Annotated in this window: 13 protein-coding genes; 6 read left to right on the forward strand and 7 right to left on the reverse strand. The window is 43.0% G+C overall.

Annotated features, from left to right (window positions below):
• Positions 1-91: 91 nt before the first annotated feature.
• Positions 92-1,753 carry a long-chain-fatty-acid--CoA ligase FadD gene (gene fadD, locus DBZ36_RS03680; protein WP_120353581.1) on the forward strand — a complete coding sequence of 554 codons (1,662 nt, stop codon included), beginning with the start codon at positions 92-94 and terminating at the stop codon, positions 1,751-1,753.
• Between the two features lie 26 nt (positions 1,754-1,779).
• A complete protein-coding gene (rnd, locus tag DBZ36_RS03685; protein ID WP_147394993.1) occupies positions 1,780-2,886 on the forward strand; it encodes a ribonuclease D in 1,107 nt (368 codons plus the stop codon).
• A gap of 66 nt (positions 2,887-2,952) precedes the next feature.
• On the opposite strand, the gene minE is transcribed toward rnd, so the two are convergent.
• Genes minE through minC form a run of 3 tightly spaced genes read right to left on the reverse strand, consistent with a single transcriptional unit; the run spans position 2,953 to position 4,780 of the window.
• Complete coding sequence (gene minE / locus DBZ36_RS03690) at positions 2,953-3,213, reverse strand: cell division topological specificity factor MinE (protein WP_120353583.1); 261 nt, start codon at positions 3,211-3,213, stop codon at positions 2,953-2,955.
• A gap of 3 nt (positions 3,214-3,216) precedes the next feature.
• A complete protein-coding gene (minD, locus tag DBZ36_RS03695; RefSeq protein ID WP_120353584.1) occupies positions 3,217-4,029 on the reverse strand; it encodes a septum site-determining protein MinD in 813 nt (270 codons plus the stop codon).
• Positions 4,030-4,051: 22 nt separating this feature from the next.
• Entirely contained in the window at positions 4,052-4,780 is a 729-nt protein-coding gene (gene minC / locus DBZ36_RS03700; RefSeq protein WP_120353585.1) for a septum site-determining protein MinC, read from the reverse strand.
• Positions 4,781-4,954: 174 nt separating this feature from the next.
• Between minC and DBZ36_RS03705 the strand changes: the two genes are divergently transcribed.
• Positions 4,955-5,227 carry a YcgL domain-containing protein gene (locus DBZ36_RS03705; RefSeq protein ID WP_233558088.1) on the forward strand — a complete coding sequence of 91 codons (273 nt, stop codon included), beginning with the start codon at positions 4,955-4,957 and terminating at the stop codon, positions 5,225-5,227.
• A complete protein-coding gene (locus tag DBZ36_RS03710) occupies positions 5,217-5,684 on the forward strand; it encodes a YcgN family cysteine cluster protein (RefSeq protein WP_120353587.1) in 468 nt (155 codons plus the stop codon). The genes DBZ36_RS03705 and DBZ36_RS03710 overlap by 11 nt, the downstream gene beginning before the upstream one ends.
• 6 nt (positions 5,685-5,690) lie before the next feature.
• Here the strand turns inward: DBZ36_RS03710 and DBZ36_RS03715 are convergent, their stop codons facing one another.
• From DBZ36_RS03715 to gap, 4 genes are all read right to left on the reverse strand, one after another.
• Positions 5,691-5,996, reverse strand: coding sequence for a DUF1244 domain-containing protein (locus tag DBZ36_RS03715; protein ID WP_120353588.1), 306 nt, complete (start codon positions 5,994-5,996; stop codon positions 5,691-5,693).
• A gap of 2 nt (positions 5,997-5,998) precedes the next feature.
• Positions 5,999-6,991, reverse strand: coding sequence for a DUF2333 family protein (locus DBZ36_RS03720; RefSeq protein WP_120353589.1), 993 nt, complete (start codon positions 6,989-6,991; stop codon positions 5,999-6,001).
• A 378-nt stretch (positions 6,992-7,369) separates the two neighbouring features.
• Entirely contained in the window at positions 7,370-8,260 is an 891-nt protein-coding gene (locus DBZ36_RS03725; RefSeq protein WP_120353590.1) for a D-hexose-6-phosphate mutarotase, read from the reverse strand.
• Positions 8,261-8,338: 78 nt separating this feature from the next.
• Positions 8,339-9,334 (reverse strand): type I glyceraldehyde-3-phosphate dehydrogenase, encoded by a 996-nt coding sequence (gene gap, locus DBZ36_RS03730; protein WP_120353591.1) that lies wholly within the window; start codon positions 9,332-9,334, stop codon positions 8,339-8,341.
• A gap of 323 nt (positions 9,335-9,657) precedes the next feature.
• Between gap and malQ the strand changes: the two genes are divergently transcribed.
• Together malQ and glgB are read left to right on the forward strand one after the other, a co-directional pair.
• Positions 9,658-11,853, forward strand: a complete 2,196-nt coding sequence (gene malQ, locus DBZ36_RS03735; protein ID WP_120353592.1) for a 4-alpha-glucanotransferase — start codon at positions 9,658-9,660, stop codon at positions 11,851-11,853.
• A gap of 452 nt (positions 11,854-12,305) precedes the next feature.
• Positions 12,306-14,507, forward strand: coding sequence for a 1,4-alpha-glucan branching protein GlgB (glgB, locus tag DBZ36_RS03740; protein WP_120353593.1), 2,202 nt, complete (start codon positions 12,306-12,308; stop codon positions 14,505-14,507).
• Positions 14,508-14,625: the final 118 nt, after the last annotated feature.

Consider the following 14,625-nt stretch of genomic DNA (forward strand, 5'->3'; position numbering starts at 1 on the left):
AGTATTAAAACTCTAGAACTAGTGTTTTAAACTACAATAAGAGTGAAACCGTAAATGGATTACGGCTAAACCGGTTTGCAAGGAGATGGGTGTGGAAAAGATTTGGTTGGATAGCTATCCGGAAGATGTACCCCATGATATAGATCTTCGCCGTTACGAATCCTTACTTGAAGTATTCGAAGAAAATGTGGCGAAGCATGCAGACTCAGTGGCTTATATCAATATGGGACAGGTATTAACCTACCGCAGCCTTGAGCAGCAAAGCCGAGCATTTGCAGCCTATCTGCAAAACGAATTAAAGCTGGTCAAAGGCGATCGCGTAGCCTTAATGATGCCGAATTTACTGCAATATCCAATCTGTCTATTTGGTGTTTTGCGAGCGGGCATGGTGGTTGTAAACGTTAACCCCTTATACACACCTCGTGAATTAAAACATCAGCTCAGTGATTCAGGCGCTAAAGCAATTGTAATTGTATCGAACTTCGCCCATACCTTAGAAGAAATCGTCGACGACACCCCTTTAGAGCATGTTATTTTGACTCGTCTTGGAGATCAGTTGTCGGCAACCAAACGAACGTTGGTGAACTTTGTAGTGAAATATGTGAAGAAAATGGTGCCTAAATACCATTTGCCGCATGCTCAGACGCTACGCTATGTTCTGGCTAAAGGTCAGCATCAGCAATATGTTCGTCCGCAAGTTCAAGCAGAAGATCTCGCCTTCTTACAATACACTGGCGGCACAACTGGCGTTGCTAAAGGCGCCATGTTGAGCCACAAAAATATGGTTGCTAATTTACTACAAGCCTTAGCCATTGTTGGCCCTTGTCTGCGAGAGCGCCAAGAAGTGGTCGTTACAGCCTTACCGCTATACCATATCTTCGCATTAACCGCGAACTGCTTTGTGTTTTTCGCACTCGGCTGTCAAAATTTACTAATTACTAATCCTCGGGATATCCCAGGTTTTATTAAAGAGTTAAGTAAAACACCTTTTACGGCAATTACTGCGGTTAACACTTTATTTAATGCACTACTCAATCATGAAGACTTTGCCAAACTCGACTTTTCGAAACTAAACTTGTCCCTTGGTGGGGGAATGGCTGTTCAACAGGCCGTTGCTGAGCGTTGGCAAGATGTTACTGGCCATCGCCTAATTGAAGGCTACGGTTTAACTGAATGCGCGCCTCTCGTTACTGTTTGCCCGTATAACTTGGCAGCCTATAATGGAAGCATTGGTCTACCTGCTCCCTCAACTGACGTTAAGATGGTCGATGACGAAGGTAATGAAGTTGCTTTAGGCGAAGCTGGAGAGCTACTAGTTAAAGGGCCTCAAGTCATGCAAGGTTATTGGAATCGCCCAGAGGCAACAGCTGAGTCTATGCCAAATGGATGGTTTGCAACGGGCGATATTGCTACCGTTGATGAGCAAGGCTTTCTTCGCATTGTCGACCGCAAAAAAGATATGATTTTGGTGTCAGGCTTTAACGTGTTCCCAAATGAAATAGAAGACGTTGTTGCGATGAACGATAAAGTTCTTGAGGTGGCTGCTGTAGGGGTGCCAAGTGAAGTGAGTGGCGAAGCAGTTAAGATTTTTGTGGTTAAACGTGACCAAAGTTTGGGCGAACGGGAACTAATCGAGCATTGTCGTCATCATTTAACTGCCTATAAGGTACCAAAGTTAGTAGAATTCAAAGATGAGCTGCCAAAAACCAATGTTGGCAAAATCTTACGGCGAGAATTGAGGGATGCTTCTTAGTTCTTGCACTAAACAGTGTGGGCCCTATGAGTTATCGCTATATTGATACACCAGAGCAGTTATCTGCTCTGGTGTCGTTTTTAGACCAAGGCCAAGTTCAAACTTGGATGATTGATACCGAGTTTGTTCGCGTTCGAACCTACTACGCTAAGCTTGGTTTAATCCAAATGTATAACGGGGAACAAGGCTATTTAGTTGATCCTCTGGCGTTAGAAATGGACGGGTTTTGGCAAGCACTATCGAGACATGATTGGGTGTTACATGCATTTTCCGAAGACTTAGAAATCATCTTGCGTTGTGCTGGCATGTTAGGCCGTAGCGTTTACGACACTCAAGTTGGAGCTGCGTTCTTGGGAGAAGGCGCCAGCATGGGATTTCAACGCTTTGTTGCAGCCGAACTCGATATCGATATTGAAAAGGGCGAAGCAAGAACCAATTGGCTGGCGCGTCCACTAACTCAAGCCCAACTTCAGTATGCTTGGAATGATGTTGCCTATCTCTATCCTGCCTATCTCAAGCAAATTGAAAAACTAGAACAAAGCGGCTTCTTAAGCTTTGCTCAACAAGAATGCCAGCGCTTAGCCAAGGATAAAAGTCGCAAAGTGGTTCCAGATCTTGCCTACATTGATGTTAAAAACTCTTGGAAACTCAAACCGTCGGAATTGGCAATATTAAAAGAACTCGCTAGTTGGCGAGTTGTACAAGCCCAAGCCCGCGATCTAGCGCTCAATAATGTTGTTCACGCCGACAGCCTAATTGTTTTGGCTCAAGCAAAACCTCGTTCATGGTCTGCTTTGAACAATTTAAGGCTTCCAAAGCATGAGCTACGTATACACGGCCAGAGTTTGTTAAAGCTAGTGGAGCAGGGGATTGCAGTTGACCCTAAAGACCGGCCGCTTAAAATTGAGCGTATGGTTGATTTCCCAAGTTATAAAAAAGACTTAGCCCGATTGCGCGAAGTTGTAACTAAAGTCGCTGAAGAGACAGGATTGCCAGAAGATATCCTGGGTCAAAAGAAAATTCTAAATGGGTTCTTGTTATGGCATTGGCAAGGACGCGATCAAGAAAAATTACCTATCTTATTAAGTAGTTGGCGTGCTGCATTATTCGAAACGCATTTGTTAGATTTCTAGATTTAGTTGTAAAAAAAGGCTAGTGTTGAATTCAACACTAGCCTTTTAACATGCGCAACGAAATGCTTAATTTTTGTCAGGAAAGGTGATGTTAAGTTCTAAAATTGATAACTCTTCATCTTTATTGTCTAAGCTGACATTTACTTGGTCAGAATCTATTTCAACGTACTTCTTAATGACATCAAGGATGTCTTGCTTCATCGCTGGCAAGTAATCTGGTCCACTACGTTGGTTGCGCTCATGGGCAACAATGATACGAAGACGCTCCTTTGCAGTTTGCGCAGAATTATCTTCCTTGGTCGAACGGAAATAATCGAAAAATGACACTCTTTATCCTCCAAATAGACGGCTAAATAGCCCTTTTTTCTCTTCTTCTAAGAAACGCAGCGGCATTTCTTCACCAATGAGTCGTGATACAGCGTCGGCATAAGCTTGTCCTGCATCGCTTTCACTATCATAAATGACCGGTTCACCAGAGTTTGAAGCTTTCAATACTGCTGGGCTCTCGGGAATAACACCAAGAATTGGAATCGCGAGTATATCTTGTACATCTTCAACGCTTAACATGTCACCACGTTTTACGCGCTCAGGATTATAACGGGTTAATAGCAAATGTTCCTTAACCGGCTCTAGGCCCTGCTCAGCTCGTTTAGACTTGCTAGCTAGCATTCCTAGTATACGGTCTGAATCACGTACTGACGACACTTCAGGATTAGTCGTTACAATTGCTTCGTCTGCAAAGTAAAGCGCCATAATAGCACCTGTTTCTATGCCCGCTGGGCTATCACAGATGATGAACTCGAAGCCTTCTTCAGCCAAGTCCTCAAGAACTTTAGCAACACCTTCTTTACTTAATGCATCTTTGTCACGAGTTTGAGAAGCGGGTAGTACAAACAAGGTGTCAACCCGTTTGTCTTTGATTAAAGATTGCTTAAGGTTGGACTCACCTTTTATCACGTTTACGAAGTCGTAAACCACGCGGCGCTCACATCCCATAATCAAATCTAGATTTCGTAATCCAATATCAAAATCTATAATGACAGTTTTATGACCACGCAGCGCAAGCCCAGTACCAATTGCCGCGCTGGAGGTCGTTTTACCAACGCCACCTTTACCTGACGTGACAACAATTACTTTTGCCATGCTTTTTCCTTATATGTTGACGTTAAAGCGTAATCGTTAACGCTTTGAATTGCAGTTGATCTTGTTCCAAACTAATTGACTGTGAGCCGGTTGCCATGCTTTTTAACTGGTCATCGACCATATAGTTACCAGCGATGGACACCAACTCAGCCTGTAATTGCTGGCAATAGATTTTTGAATTTGCTTCGCCTTGCGCGCCGGCAATGGCGCGTCCGCGTAGGGTTCCATAAATATGAATGTCACCGTCAGCGATTACTTCTGCGCCGTTACTGACTGAACCAATGACCACCAAGTCAGTGTCTTTTGCGTATACCTGTTGCCCAGAGCGCACTTGCCCATGAACTACTTTAGTAGCTAAACGTTTGGGGCTAACGAGTTTGGTTTCTTCAATGCGGGTTTCAGCCTTAGGAGCCTTCACTTGGGGCTCAATGGCTCGCTTACTATCCGCTCCACTAGTCATAACGGCAATGCCAGCAGCACGGGCTGAAATCTTTTGAGCTTTATCTCGACAACCGGTAACACCGACCATCACAAAGTCTTGGTCTTCAATGATTTGTTTTAATTTGTCAAAGTCGAGTTCAGTTTCAATTTTGGAGATGTTCACTACCATCGGTGCGCAATTGAAAAAGCTAGGCGCAGCGGCGACTTTTTCCATTAACTTTTCGTTCAACGCGTCTAGATCGTTGTTTTGAAGATGGATTACCGAAAGGGTAAAATTTGTTCCTTTAAATTCTATCGCCGGTTGAGACATTTATGTTTTGTTCCTGTACATACTTTAGCGTCATAGCGCAGTGAAGCGCTTTCGATATAATCCAGACCTGTTATACTCGGCTACCTTTCAAACCCTAGCTCGGCTATAGGGCACAAGACTAACAACTCATCTCAGGATATTACCATAGCTATGATCTGTGCTGTCTACAAAAGCATGAAAAAACAAGAAACTTATCTGTATATTTGCAATAAGGATGATTTTTCTAGCGTACCTCAAGATTTAATCGAGCTAATGGGCCAGATGCAACTGGTTACGCTACTTAATCTAAAGAACAAGTCAAAGTTGGCTCGTATTAATATCGATACGCTTCGAGATGCTCTAAGAAGCCCTGGATATTTTCTTCAGCTACCACCCCCACCTGTTGACTACCTTAAGCAACATAAGGCTGCACAAGAACAACTTAAAGGTTTAAATGATGAAGACTAAGCCTTTAAGCCCAGAGTTTTGGAAAACTAAGACCTTGGCAAAAATGAGTGATGATGAATGGGAAGCGCTTTGTGATGGTTGCGGTAAGTGTTGTTTATCTAAGTTAATCGATGAAGACACCGAAGAGCTCTATTTTACTAACATTGCTTGTCGTTTACTTAATCAACGTAGCTGTCAATGCGGTGACTATCCGAATCGTTTCAAAAAAGTGGATGATTGCATAAAAATTAGTATTGATGATATTGAAGCTTTTCATTGGTTGCCCAATAGTTGTGCTTATCGTCGTTTGGCAGAAGGTAAGGATTTGCCGGTCTGGCATCCCTTATTACATCAAGGTAAAAAAGCAGCGATGCACGCCGCGGGGGTATCTATTCGAGGTAAAGTCATATCTGAAGATGAACTGCAAGGACCATCGCAAGATTACATTGTCACTTGGCCCTTGGAGAGTGGAAACTAAAGCGCGTTATTTTTGCTTCGTTTTAGCCTCTTGTTTGGCATTAAAAAGGGCCATTTGCTCCTCAGTGGCTGGTAACTGGTGTTCACTTTTCCATTGCGCATACGGCATACCATAGACAAATTCTTGGGCGTGCGAATATTCAACATTCAAGCCTTGAACTTGAGCTTCAGCAAGTGTCCATTTGGCTAAACAGTTTCGGCAAAAGTCAGCCAAATTCATTAAATCAATATTTTGGACTTCTTTGTGCTCATCTAAATGAGTCAGCAAGCGGCGCAACACTGCCGCTTGGATTGCATCGTTATTCTCTAACATATCTATCCTTTGGTTAATAAATCGGTCAAGGTGATGATGCCTGCGTTCGCTCGCGACATATAGTTAGCCATCACTAGCGAATGGTTTGCCACCAAGCCAAATCCTGAACCATTTAAAATTAGCGGACTCCAAACTGTATCTTGAGTTGCTTCGAGTTCTCGAACGATTTGAGCAACACTCGCACTGGCATTTTTCTTTTCAAGCACCTGTTCAAAATCAATTTGGATGGCGCGCATAAAGTGCAGCAATGCCCACGCTTCACCGCGTGACTCATAAAAAATGTCATCAATTTTCCACCAAGACGTTTTAATCTGGTAGTCAGTAGTCGTCTGGGTGCTTTGTTGAGCGGCGGAGTCTCCTGCCAAGTCTGTATTTTGCATTTCTTTACCGACGCTAGCGCTTAAGCGTTGCGAAAGACTTCCTAAGCGGCTTTGAACTTCGGCAAGGTAACTAACTAAGTTATCAGCTCGGGCATAAAACTGTGCATCCCCTTGGTTTTCATTAGCCAAGGCACTGCGATAACGGATGAGTGCATCAATGCCTTCTTGGTACTGACTTTCGGCACTAGGAAACAACCACGCTTTGTTGTCGATATTAAATTTGGGTTGTGCAATTTTGAGTTCAGGATGTTCTTGCGACTGACTTTGCGAGCGACTGAAATCTTTGCGCATGATTAACGATAAGTCACGAACTTGATTTAGCACGCCGAGCTCCCATGCTGGCATGTTATCCATAATGACACTTGGCGGCATTTTATCATTACTTAAATAGCCGCCACTTTTGTTTAGAAGCGTTTGAGCAACTTCAATCAATGCGGTTGTCGTTGCGTACCCAACGACAGGGCTTAATTGTTCAGCCTCGGCTGCTTGTTCAGCAGCAAGTTTTACATCGAAAGGTTCGGGTTCGCTACTCCACCATACGGCAACTGCATAATTTAAAACAATAAACGCGCCAATACCCCAACGAAGTGATTTTGCGAGTGATGATGATGCCATAGTTATAGTCCTTTTAGGCTTTAATGCTGTTAACGCAGAGCGACTAACAAGCTGTTATTGGTCGGCTAGGCTGAGGCCGTAAGGCCCATTTGACTACTAGCATAGCGGAGTTTTTTTAATCCTAACAGCGATTTAGATTAAACATTTTTAATGAAAAAATTCTAGCGGCAGAGGATGAAAGCCGGTTGAATATAGTTTGACACAAGTCAGTATCAATCAACAAAAGGACACAAATTGTTGTTAGCTAGTGATTGCCAGTCGTTAAGTCTTAAAAGCTAATTGAATCCTTGGGCGGCGTTTCTGCTTAAGTTTGAACGAAGACAGCTTTTTACTGAAATGCGCTCGCTCAAGGATTCATTTAAAAGATTTGGCTAGTGATCAACGAATGACTTGAATCAAGCTATGGCTCGTTCCCGGCTTTATTACAAAATCGATGCTACTTTGGGCGCTTTCAACACATAGGTATTGCTGTTCAGCGTTCTCATGTACGTCGGCCATGCCTGAGGCTAAATCATGCCCAGGATTCCATACGACAACAGAGTCATTGCCTATATTTTCAATGCTAACCTGGTGATGTTGGTCGCGAAGGCTTATGACTTTGTCATTACTCGGATAGATGCGATCGGTTTGTGGTGATAAAGAAAATATTTGTTGTTGCTTACTTTTTTTATCTACAGAGTCTAGATAATGATTGGCTAAATTATCGACTCGAAGGCTAGTAATATCGGCATTAAAATAGCTATGCAAAGCCCCGCCAATCACAATGTTGTCCTGACTAAGATTGCGCGTTGTCAGTTCAAGTTTAAGCTGTTTCCCTACACTCACTTTATACTCGACTTCAAATTCGAAGCCTAAAATCTGTTGCAGCTCTGCATTCGGTAAACGCCACAACATTACAAATTCGTCATCTAAAGACTCAAAGTTTGAAAGCTCCCAAGTTTGGGTTCTCGCAAAACCGTGGTTGGGCGCTGTTTCCAATCCCGTAATCTGACCTTTATAGGGGCCAAAGAAGGGCCAGCAGATTGGTACGCCTCCACGAATAGCCTTATTTGGTGTAAATGCACTCGTGTCGCTCAACCATAATAATTCAGCTTGGTCTTTGGGTTTATAACTAAGTACATGGGCGCCATGGCTAGCAATGTATAATTCTGCAAAAGGGGTTTCAACAAAGAAATAGCATTGTTGGTCCGCGTCTTGATACTCTGATAGGAACAAATGATGTTTTTTGATCAAATTTAGAGAGGCTATATTGGGGTGGTTAAAACTCATGATTTTCTCCAAAAAAAAAGACGACCCTAAGGTCGTCTTATCGTAGACTTTGCTAGTTTAACTAGCAATTTAATGCTCTTATTTAGAGATATGAGCAACTAAGTCTAGAACTTTGTTTGAGTAACCGATTTCGTTGTCGTACCAAGATACAACTTTAACGAACTTGTCAGTTAGCGCAACACCAGCTTTAGCATCGAATACTGAAGTTTGAACTTCACCGATGAAATCTTGTGATACAACAGCGTCTTCAGTATAACCAAGTACACCCGCTAGAGCGCCTTGTGAAGCTGCTTTCATTTCAGCACAAATTTCTTCGTAGCTTGCTGGGTTCTTAAGGTTAACTGTTAGGTCAACTACAGAAACGTTAGCAGTAGGTACGCGGAACGCCATACCAGTCAACTTGCCGTTTAGTTCAGGTAGAACTACGCCAACAGCTTTTGCTGCACCAGTTGAAGATGGGATGATGTTTTGAGAAGCACCACGACCACCGCGCCAGTCTTTAGCAGAAGGACCGTCAACAGTTTTTTGAGTCGCTGTAGTTGCGTGAACTGTAGTCATAAGACCTGATTCAATGCCCCACTTGTCGTTAAGTACTTTAGCGATAGGTGCCAAGCAGTTAGTCGTACAAGAAGCGTTAGAAACGATATCTTGACCAGCATAAGAATCTTGGTTAACGCCCATAACAATCATAGGAGTAGCGTCTTTCGAAGGACCAGTTAGAACTACTTTCTTCGCGCCAGCTGTGATGTGCTTACGTGCAGTAGTGTCGTCTAGGAAAAGGCCTGTTGCTTCAGCAACAACATCAACACCAATTGCATCCCACTTAAGATCTTCAGGGTTACGCTCAGCAGTAACACGAACCGTGTTGCCGTTTACTACAAGGTTACCGTCTTTAACTTCAACAGTGCCATTGAAGCGACCGTGAGTTGAGTCATATTTCAACATGTATGCCATGTATTCAACATCGATAAGGTCGTTAATACCTACAACTTCAATATCAGAACGTTCTACTGATGCACGAAATACGAAACGACCGATGCGGCCAAAACCGTTAATACCAACTTTAATAGTCATAATAGCTTCCAGTTTTTTTCTTTAAGAGATCAAAATAGTAAAATCTGTGCGTAAACTTACAACATTTCAGTGATGGGTCAAGGGATTTAGTCAAATAATTTGCGCAAAATCAAACAATGGCCTGAAATAAAGTTACAACATCTGGAAGTATTTACCGCTATAAGCAAAACTTCAAATCTAATTACGAAGAAAGATTGAAAAGATCATTGAAATTTGGCCTAGATCGATGAAAGCTAGACACGAATTGGTAGAATGTGCGCGATTTTTGGGTTTGGTCAACACTCAACAGTTCAACAACTATAATAATGATTACGGGAATAAACATGTCAGAACAAGTTATCGATCAGCTGGTAAAGCTTCGAGGAATCGAAACCAGCTTTATTGATGCATGGGGGAATCCAGCATCAGTCGTACCACAAAGCAAAGCCACCTTATTAGCAGCTCTAGGTTATCCAGTTGATGACGAAGAAGCCTTGCTTGAAGCTTATGAGAATGATGTAGAAGCCTATTGGAATCAAATAACTCCAGTGGTTAAAGTCGTTCGAGTTGGCCAATCTAGTCCTCTTGAAATACGCTGTCCTATTTATAATGCCAGTCAAGAATACATTTGGTCCATGGTCACTGAATCTGGTGATAAGCACCAGGGGACAGTTAAAGCGGTTGATGGTGAGCTGGTTGCTGTTCATACCATTGACGAGCAAGAATATCATGCCTATGACATTGAATTAGGTCTCGAGCTTGAGCCTGGTTATCACCAACTTGAACTTAGTATTGCTGGTGAAAAATCTCCTTTAGTGAGCGTTCGTTATATTGTTGCCCAACAAGAGGCATTCAAACAACCAGCAATAAGCCAGGGGAAAAAGATTTGGGGACCTAGCGTTCAGCTCTATTGTTTACGTAGTGAGCGGAACTGGGGCGTTGGAGATTTTACCGATCTTAAAGACTTAATTACTGGTATAGGCGCTTCAGGTGGTGATTTTGTAGGTTTAAACCCTATACATTCGTTATATCCATCAAATCCAGATAGCTGCAGTCCTTATAGTCCTTCTTCTCGACGTTGGTTGAACGTTATTTATATTGATGTGGAAGCCATTGAAGACTATGCCAATAGTGCCGCTAAAGCGTTAGTCGAAAGCCCCGAGTTTAAAGCTCGTCTGGAGCAATTACGTAGCACCGAACATGTAGACTATAAAGGTGTTACCGAAGCAAAAATTGAAGCCTTAAAACTCGTTTTTGAAACGTTCCAAGTAAACAATAACGGTCGTACAAAGCGTGGTAAAGCATTTAAAGCCTTTATGATTGAGGGCGGCGAAAGCTTATTGCAACAAGCTAGCTACGATGCAATACAAGAACAGTTTTACGCAGAATTTGGTAATGCTTGGGGCTGGCCAGTATGGCCGGACGAATTTAAGAAATTCCAAAACCCAGCAGTTGCGAAATGGATTAAAGACAATAAGTCTAAAGTGGATTTCTACGCTTGGCTGCAATGGATGGCTGATGAACAGATGGCGATTGCGGACCAACAAGCGAAGGACAGCGGCATGGAGATGGGTATTTACCGTGACCTAGCTGTCGGTGTAAGCGAAGGGTCTTGCGAAATTTGGGGGCAGGGTGACCTGTATTGCCAAGGGGCTACTGTTGGCGCACCGCCTGATATTCTTGGACCTTTAGGTCAAAACTGGGGTTTGCCTCCAATGGACCCAGAGAAGCTTATTGAGCAGCAATACCAGCCTATGGTTGACCTATTCCGTTCTAATATGCGTAGCTGCGGTGCCTTGCGAATAGACCATGCGATGGCTTTACTCCGTTTATGGTGGGTACCTAAAGGTGAGTCGGCTGATAAAGGTGCGTATATGTATTACGCACTTGAAGACTTACTCGGAATATTGATTCTTGAAAGTCACCGTAACCAGTGTTTAATTATTGGTGAAGACTTAGGTACGGTACCGGACGGTATTTTTGAGACCTTCCAAGAAAATGGTATTCACTCTTACCGTATATTTTTGTTTGAACAAGCTGAAGACGGCGGATATACCGCTCCATCTCATTATCCTGTTCAGGCGATGGCAGCAATAACAACTCATGATATGCCAACTCTACGCGGTTTTTGGCATTGCGATGATTTAGCACTGGGGCGCGAATTAGGGCTTTATCCGGATGAAGAAGTATTGCAAAGCTTGTATTCGGATCGTCATAAAAGTAAGCAAAAAATACTAAACAGCCTACATGGCTTGGGTTCGATTCCAGAACATATTAGCAACGATGTAAATTGGGTTGGTATGGATCAAGAACTCAATTATGGGATGCAGACTCATATGGCAGCGGGTAGTTGCGCCTTATTGTCTTTGCAGCTTGAAGATTGGTTGCAAATGGATAAACCAGTGAATATTCCTGGCACCTTTGAGGAATACCCAAATTGGCGTCGTAAACTCAGTCATAATTTAAGCGACATTTTTAATGACTCGCAAATAACGGATCTACTAGCTAAAATTAGCCTAGCTCGTAAAAACGCAAGTTAAGTCGGGCATTGCGTTGACAATATAAAGCCCACTTTTAGTGGGCTCTTTTTTGACCTACGGTTGAGGAATTACGGGTTTAGCGCTTATCAGCATTCTTGAATCCAAGTCTATCGCTATATTTTAAAGTAAGACTGAATTTCAACTAAGCTGAGAGAATCAGTAACATATGGAGATGCTAATTTCAGCTTCAATCTCCCTGTAAATCAAGAATTCAGTATCGACATTTTATCGCGTTGTAATATCAAAAATTTGTCTGTTTTAGCTGTGTTTTTAATCCAACACTAGATATGAAAATGGTTTCAGTCTCACTTTGGACTAATAAGATGTGATTTAACCTTGCAAACACTACGCATATAGGCTGGTTTCCGTTAACCTGTATGGCTATCACTGCGAATTTTAGTGCTCGCATCACCATTTCCCCAATTGTTTACTATTTGAAATAGGGTAGTTCCATGAAAAAAGAGATTACAAGCGCATCCAGTCAACTTGCTGAGCAATTGGCTTCGGTGAGAGTGTCTCAGCCATTTTCTGTTTTAGGGTGCCATAGTCGTGATAAAGGTGCTCAAATCACCGCGTGGCGGCCCGATGCAATCTCTATTCAAGTTGAAGATTTGCACGGTAACAAACTTGGACAGATGTTGAAGTTGGATCAACAAGGTCTGTTTGAATTGGAGTTAGAGAGTATACCAACAGCTTACCAGTTAGCGATTCAATATTCGGACTCTCAAGTCGTTGATATCGACCCTTACCAATTTAACGAACTTGCCTTTGAAGGTCTTGCTCAACTTCACGAAGCACCGCAAAATTTATACAAAACCTTAGGTGCGCAAATTAAGTCGGTTGAACTTGAAGGAAACACAATCAGTGGTGTTAAGTTTGCGGTATACGCACCAAGCGCAGCCGCGGTTAGTTTGATCGGCGACTTTAACCTTTGGGATGGACGAAAACACCCCATGGAGCGCAGTATAGACGGTCACTGGGTGTTATTCGTACCAGGTCTTGAAGCTGGCTGTAAATATAAATTTGAAGTCAAAGACCCTCACGGCAATCAATTGCCGCATAAAACTGACCCTGTAGGATTTTACTCAGAGCAATACCCATCCTTTACATCTATTGTCTGGGATCACAGTCAGTATCAATGGAATGATGAGCATTGGATAGCATCGCAACATACCGACAAACGAAAAGAAGCCATGAGTATCTACGAGGTGCATCTTGGCTCATGGAAACGAAAGCAAGAACAAGAAGGCAAAGGTTACCTTAGCTATCGTGAACTGGCAGACGAACTGGTCAATTATGTAAAAGATATGGGTTACACCCATATAGAAGTGTTACCCGTATCTGAATTCCCGTTTGATGGCTCGTGGGGCTATCAACCTATCGGCATGTTTGCGCCAACATCACGCTTTGGTACGCCCGATGACTTTAAGTATTTTGTCGACCAATGCCACCAAAACAACATCTCGGTCATCATTGACTGGGTGCCGGCTCACTTTCCTAGTGATGCCCATGGTTTAGCTCGATTTGATGGCACCTCATTATACGAGTACGAGGACCCACGCCGCGGCTGGCATAAGGATTGGAATAGCTATATTTATGACTTTGGTCGTGACAATGTAAGACAGTTCTTAGTCGCAAGTGCCTTAATATGGATGGACGAATACCATATTGACGGGCTTAGGGTCGATGCAGTAGCGTCCATGTTGTATTGGGATTATTCGCGTGACGAAGGTGAATGGGTACCCAACGTTGACGGCGGTAACCACAACTATGAAGCGATTAGCTTGCTTAAGTGGTTTAACGAAGAAGTGTATAAACAATATCCGCACGCGATGACCATCGCCGAAGAATCAACGGCGTTTGCAGGTGTGTCTCGACCAACCTTTGATGGCGGGCTTGGGTTTGGTTTTAAGTGGAATATGGGCTGGATGCATGACAGTTTAGATTTCATGCAAAAAGACCCTGCGTTTAGAAAGTATCATCACAACGAAATCACCTTTGCAATGGTGTACAACTATGATGAAAACTTTGTCTTACCGTTGTCTCATGATGAAGTTGTTCATGGCAAAGGCTCCTTGCTTGGGAAAATGCCAGGTGATGAATGGCAACAGGCTGCTAACCTACGTGCTTATACAGCCTTCATGTGGGCTCACCCGGGTAAGAAACTGAATTTCATGGGCAATGAAATAGCGCAAGCATCCGAGTGGAACCATGATACTTCCTTGGATTGGCATGTTTTAGAGTATCCCAAACATGCTGGGCAACAGGCCTTAGTCAAGCAACTGAACGCGACCTATAAGTCGAGTCCAGCTTTGTATCAAGGAGACTACGATACTCGGGGCTTTGAGTGGATTGACCACAACGATTGGGAACGCAGCATTGTTAGTTTCCAGCGTAATGGTATTGAAGATCAACAAACAATCATTGTAGTTTCGAACTTTACGCCACTCGTGCGCGAGTCCTATCGAATTGGTGTTAACCATGCGGGTCGTTACCGCGTAATACTAAATACTGATTCAGAACACTATTGGGGATCTAATGCAGATTGTGGTATTGAGTTCGAAGCCGAGCAGATTGGATGGAATGAACGCGCGTATTCAATTGCGGTGAATTTGCCACCCTTAGCGACTTTGTATATCGAAAAAGTAGTGTAAGTAAAGCCAGCATTGTTTAGTTAAACCAGCCTAAGGGCTGGTTTTTTCGTTTTTAATATTCAAACAAGCACGGTTAATCAGTTAATATGGCAACGGAATGTTAATCAAATTGAGTATT

Origin of the sequence: Alginatibacterium sediminis, from assembly GCF_003610775.1 — a bacterium.
Lineage (GTDB): Bacteria > Pseudomonadota > Gammaproteobacteria > Enterobacterales > Celerinatantimonadaceae > Alginatibacterium > Alginatibacterium sediminis.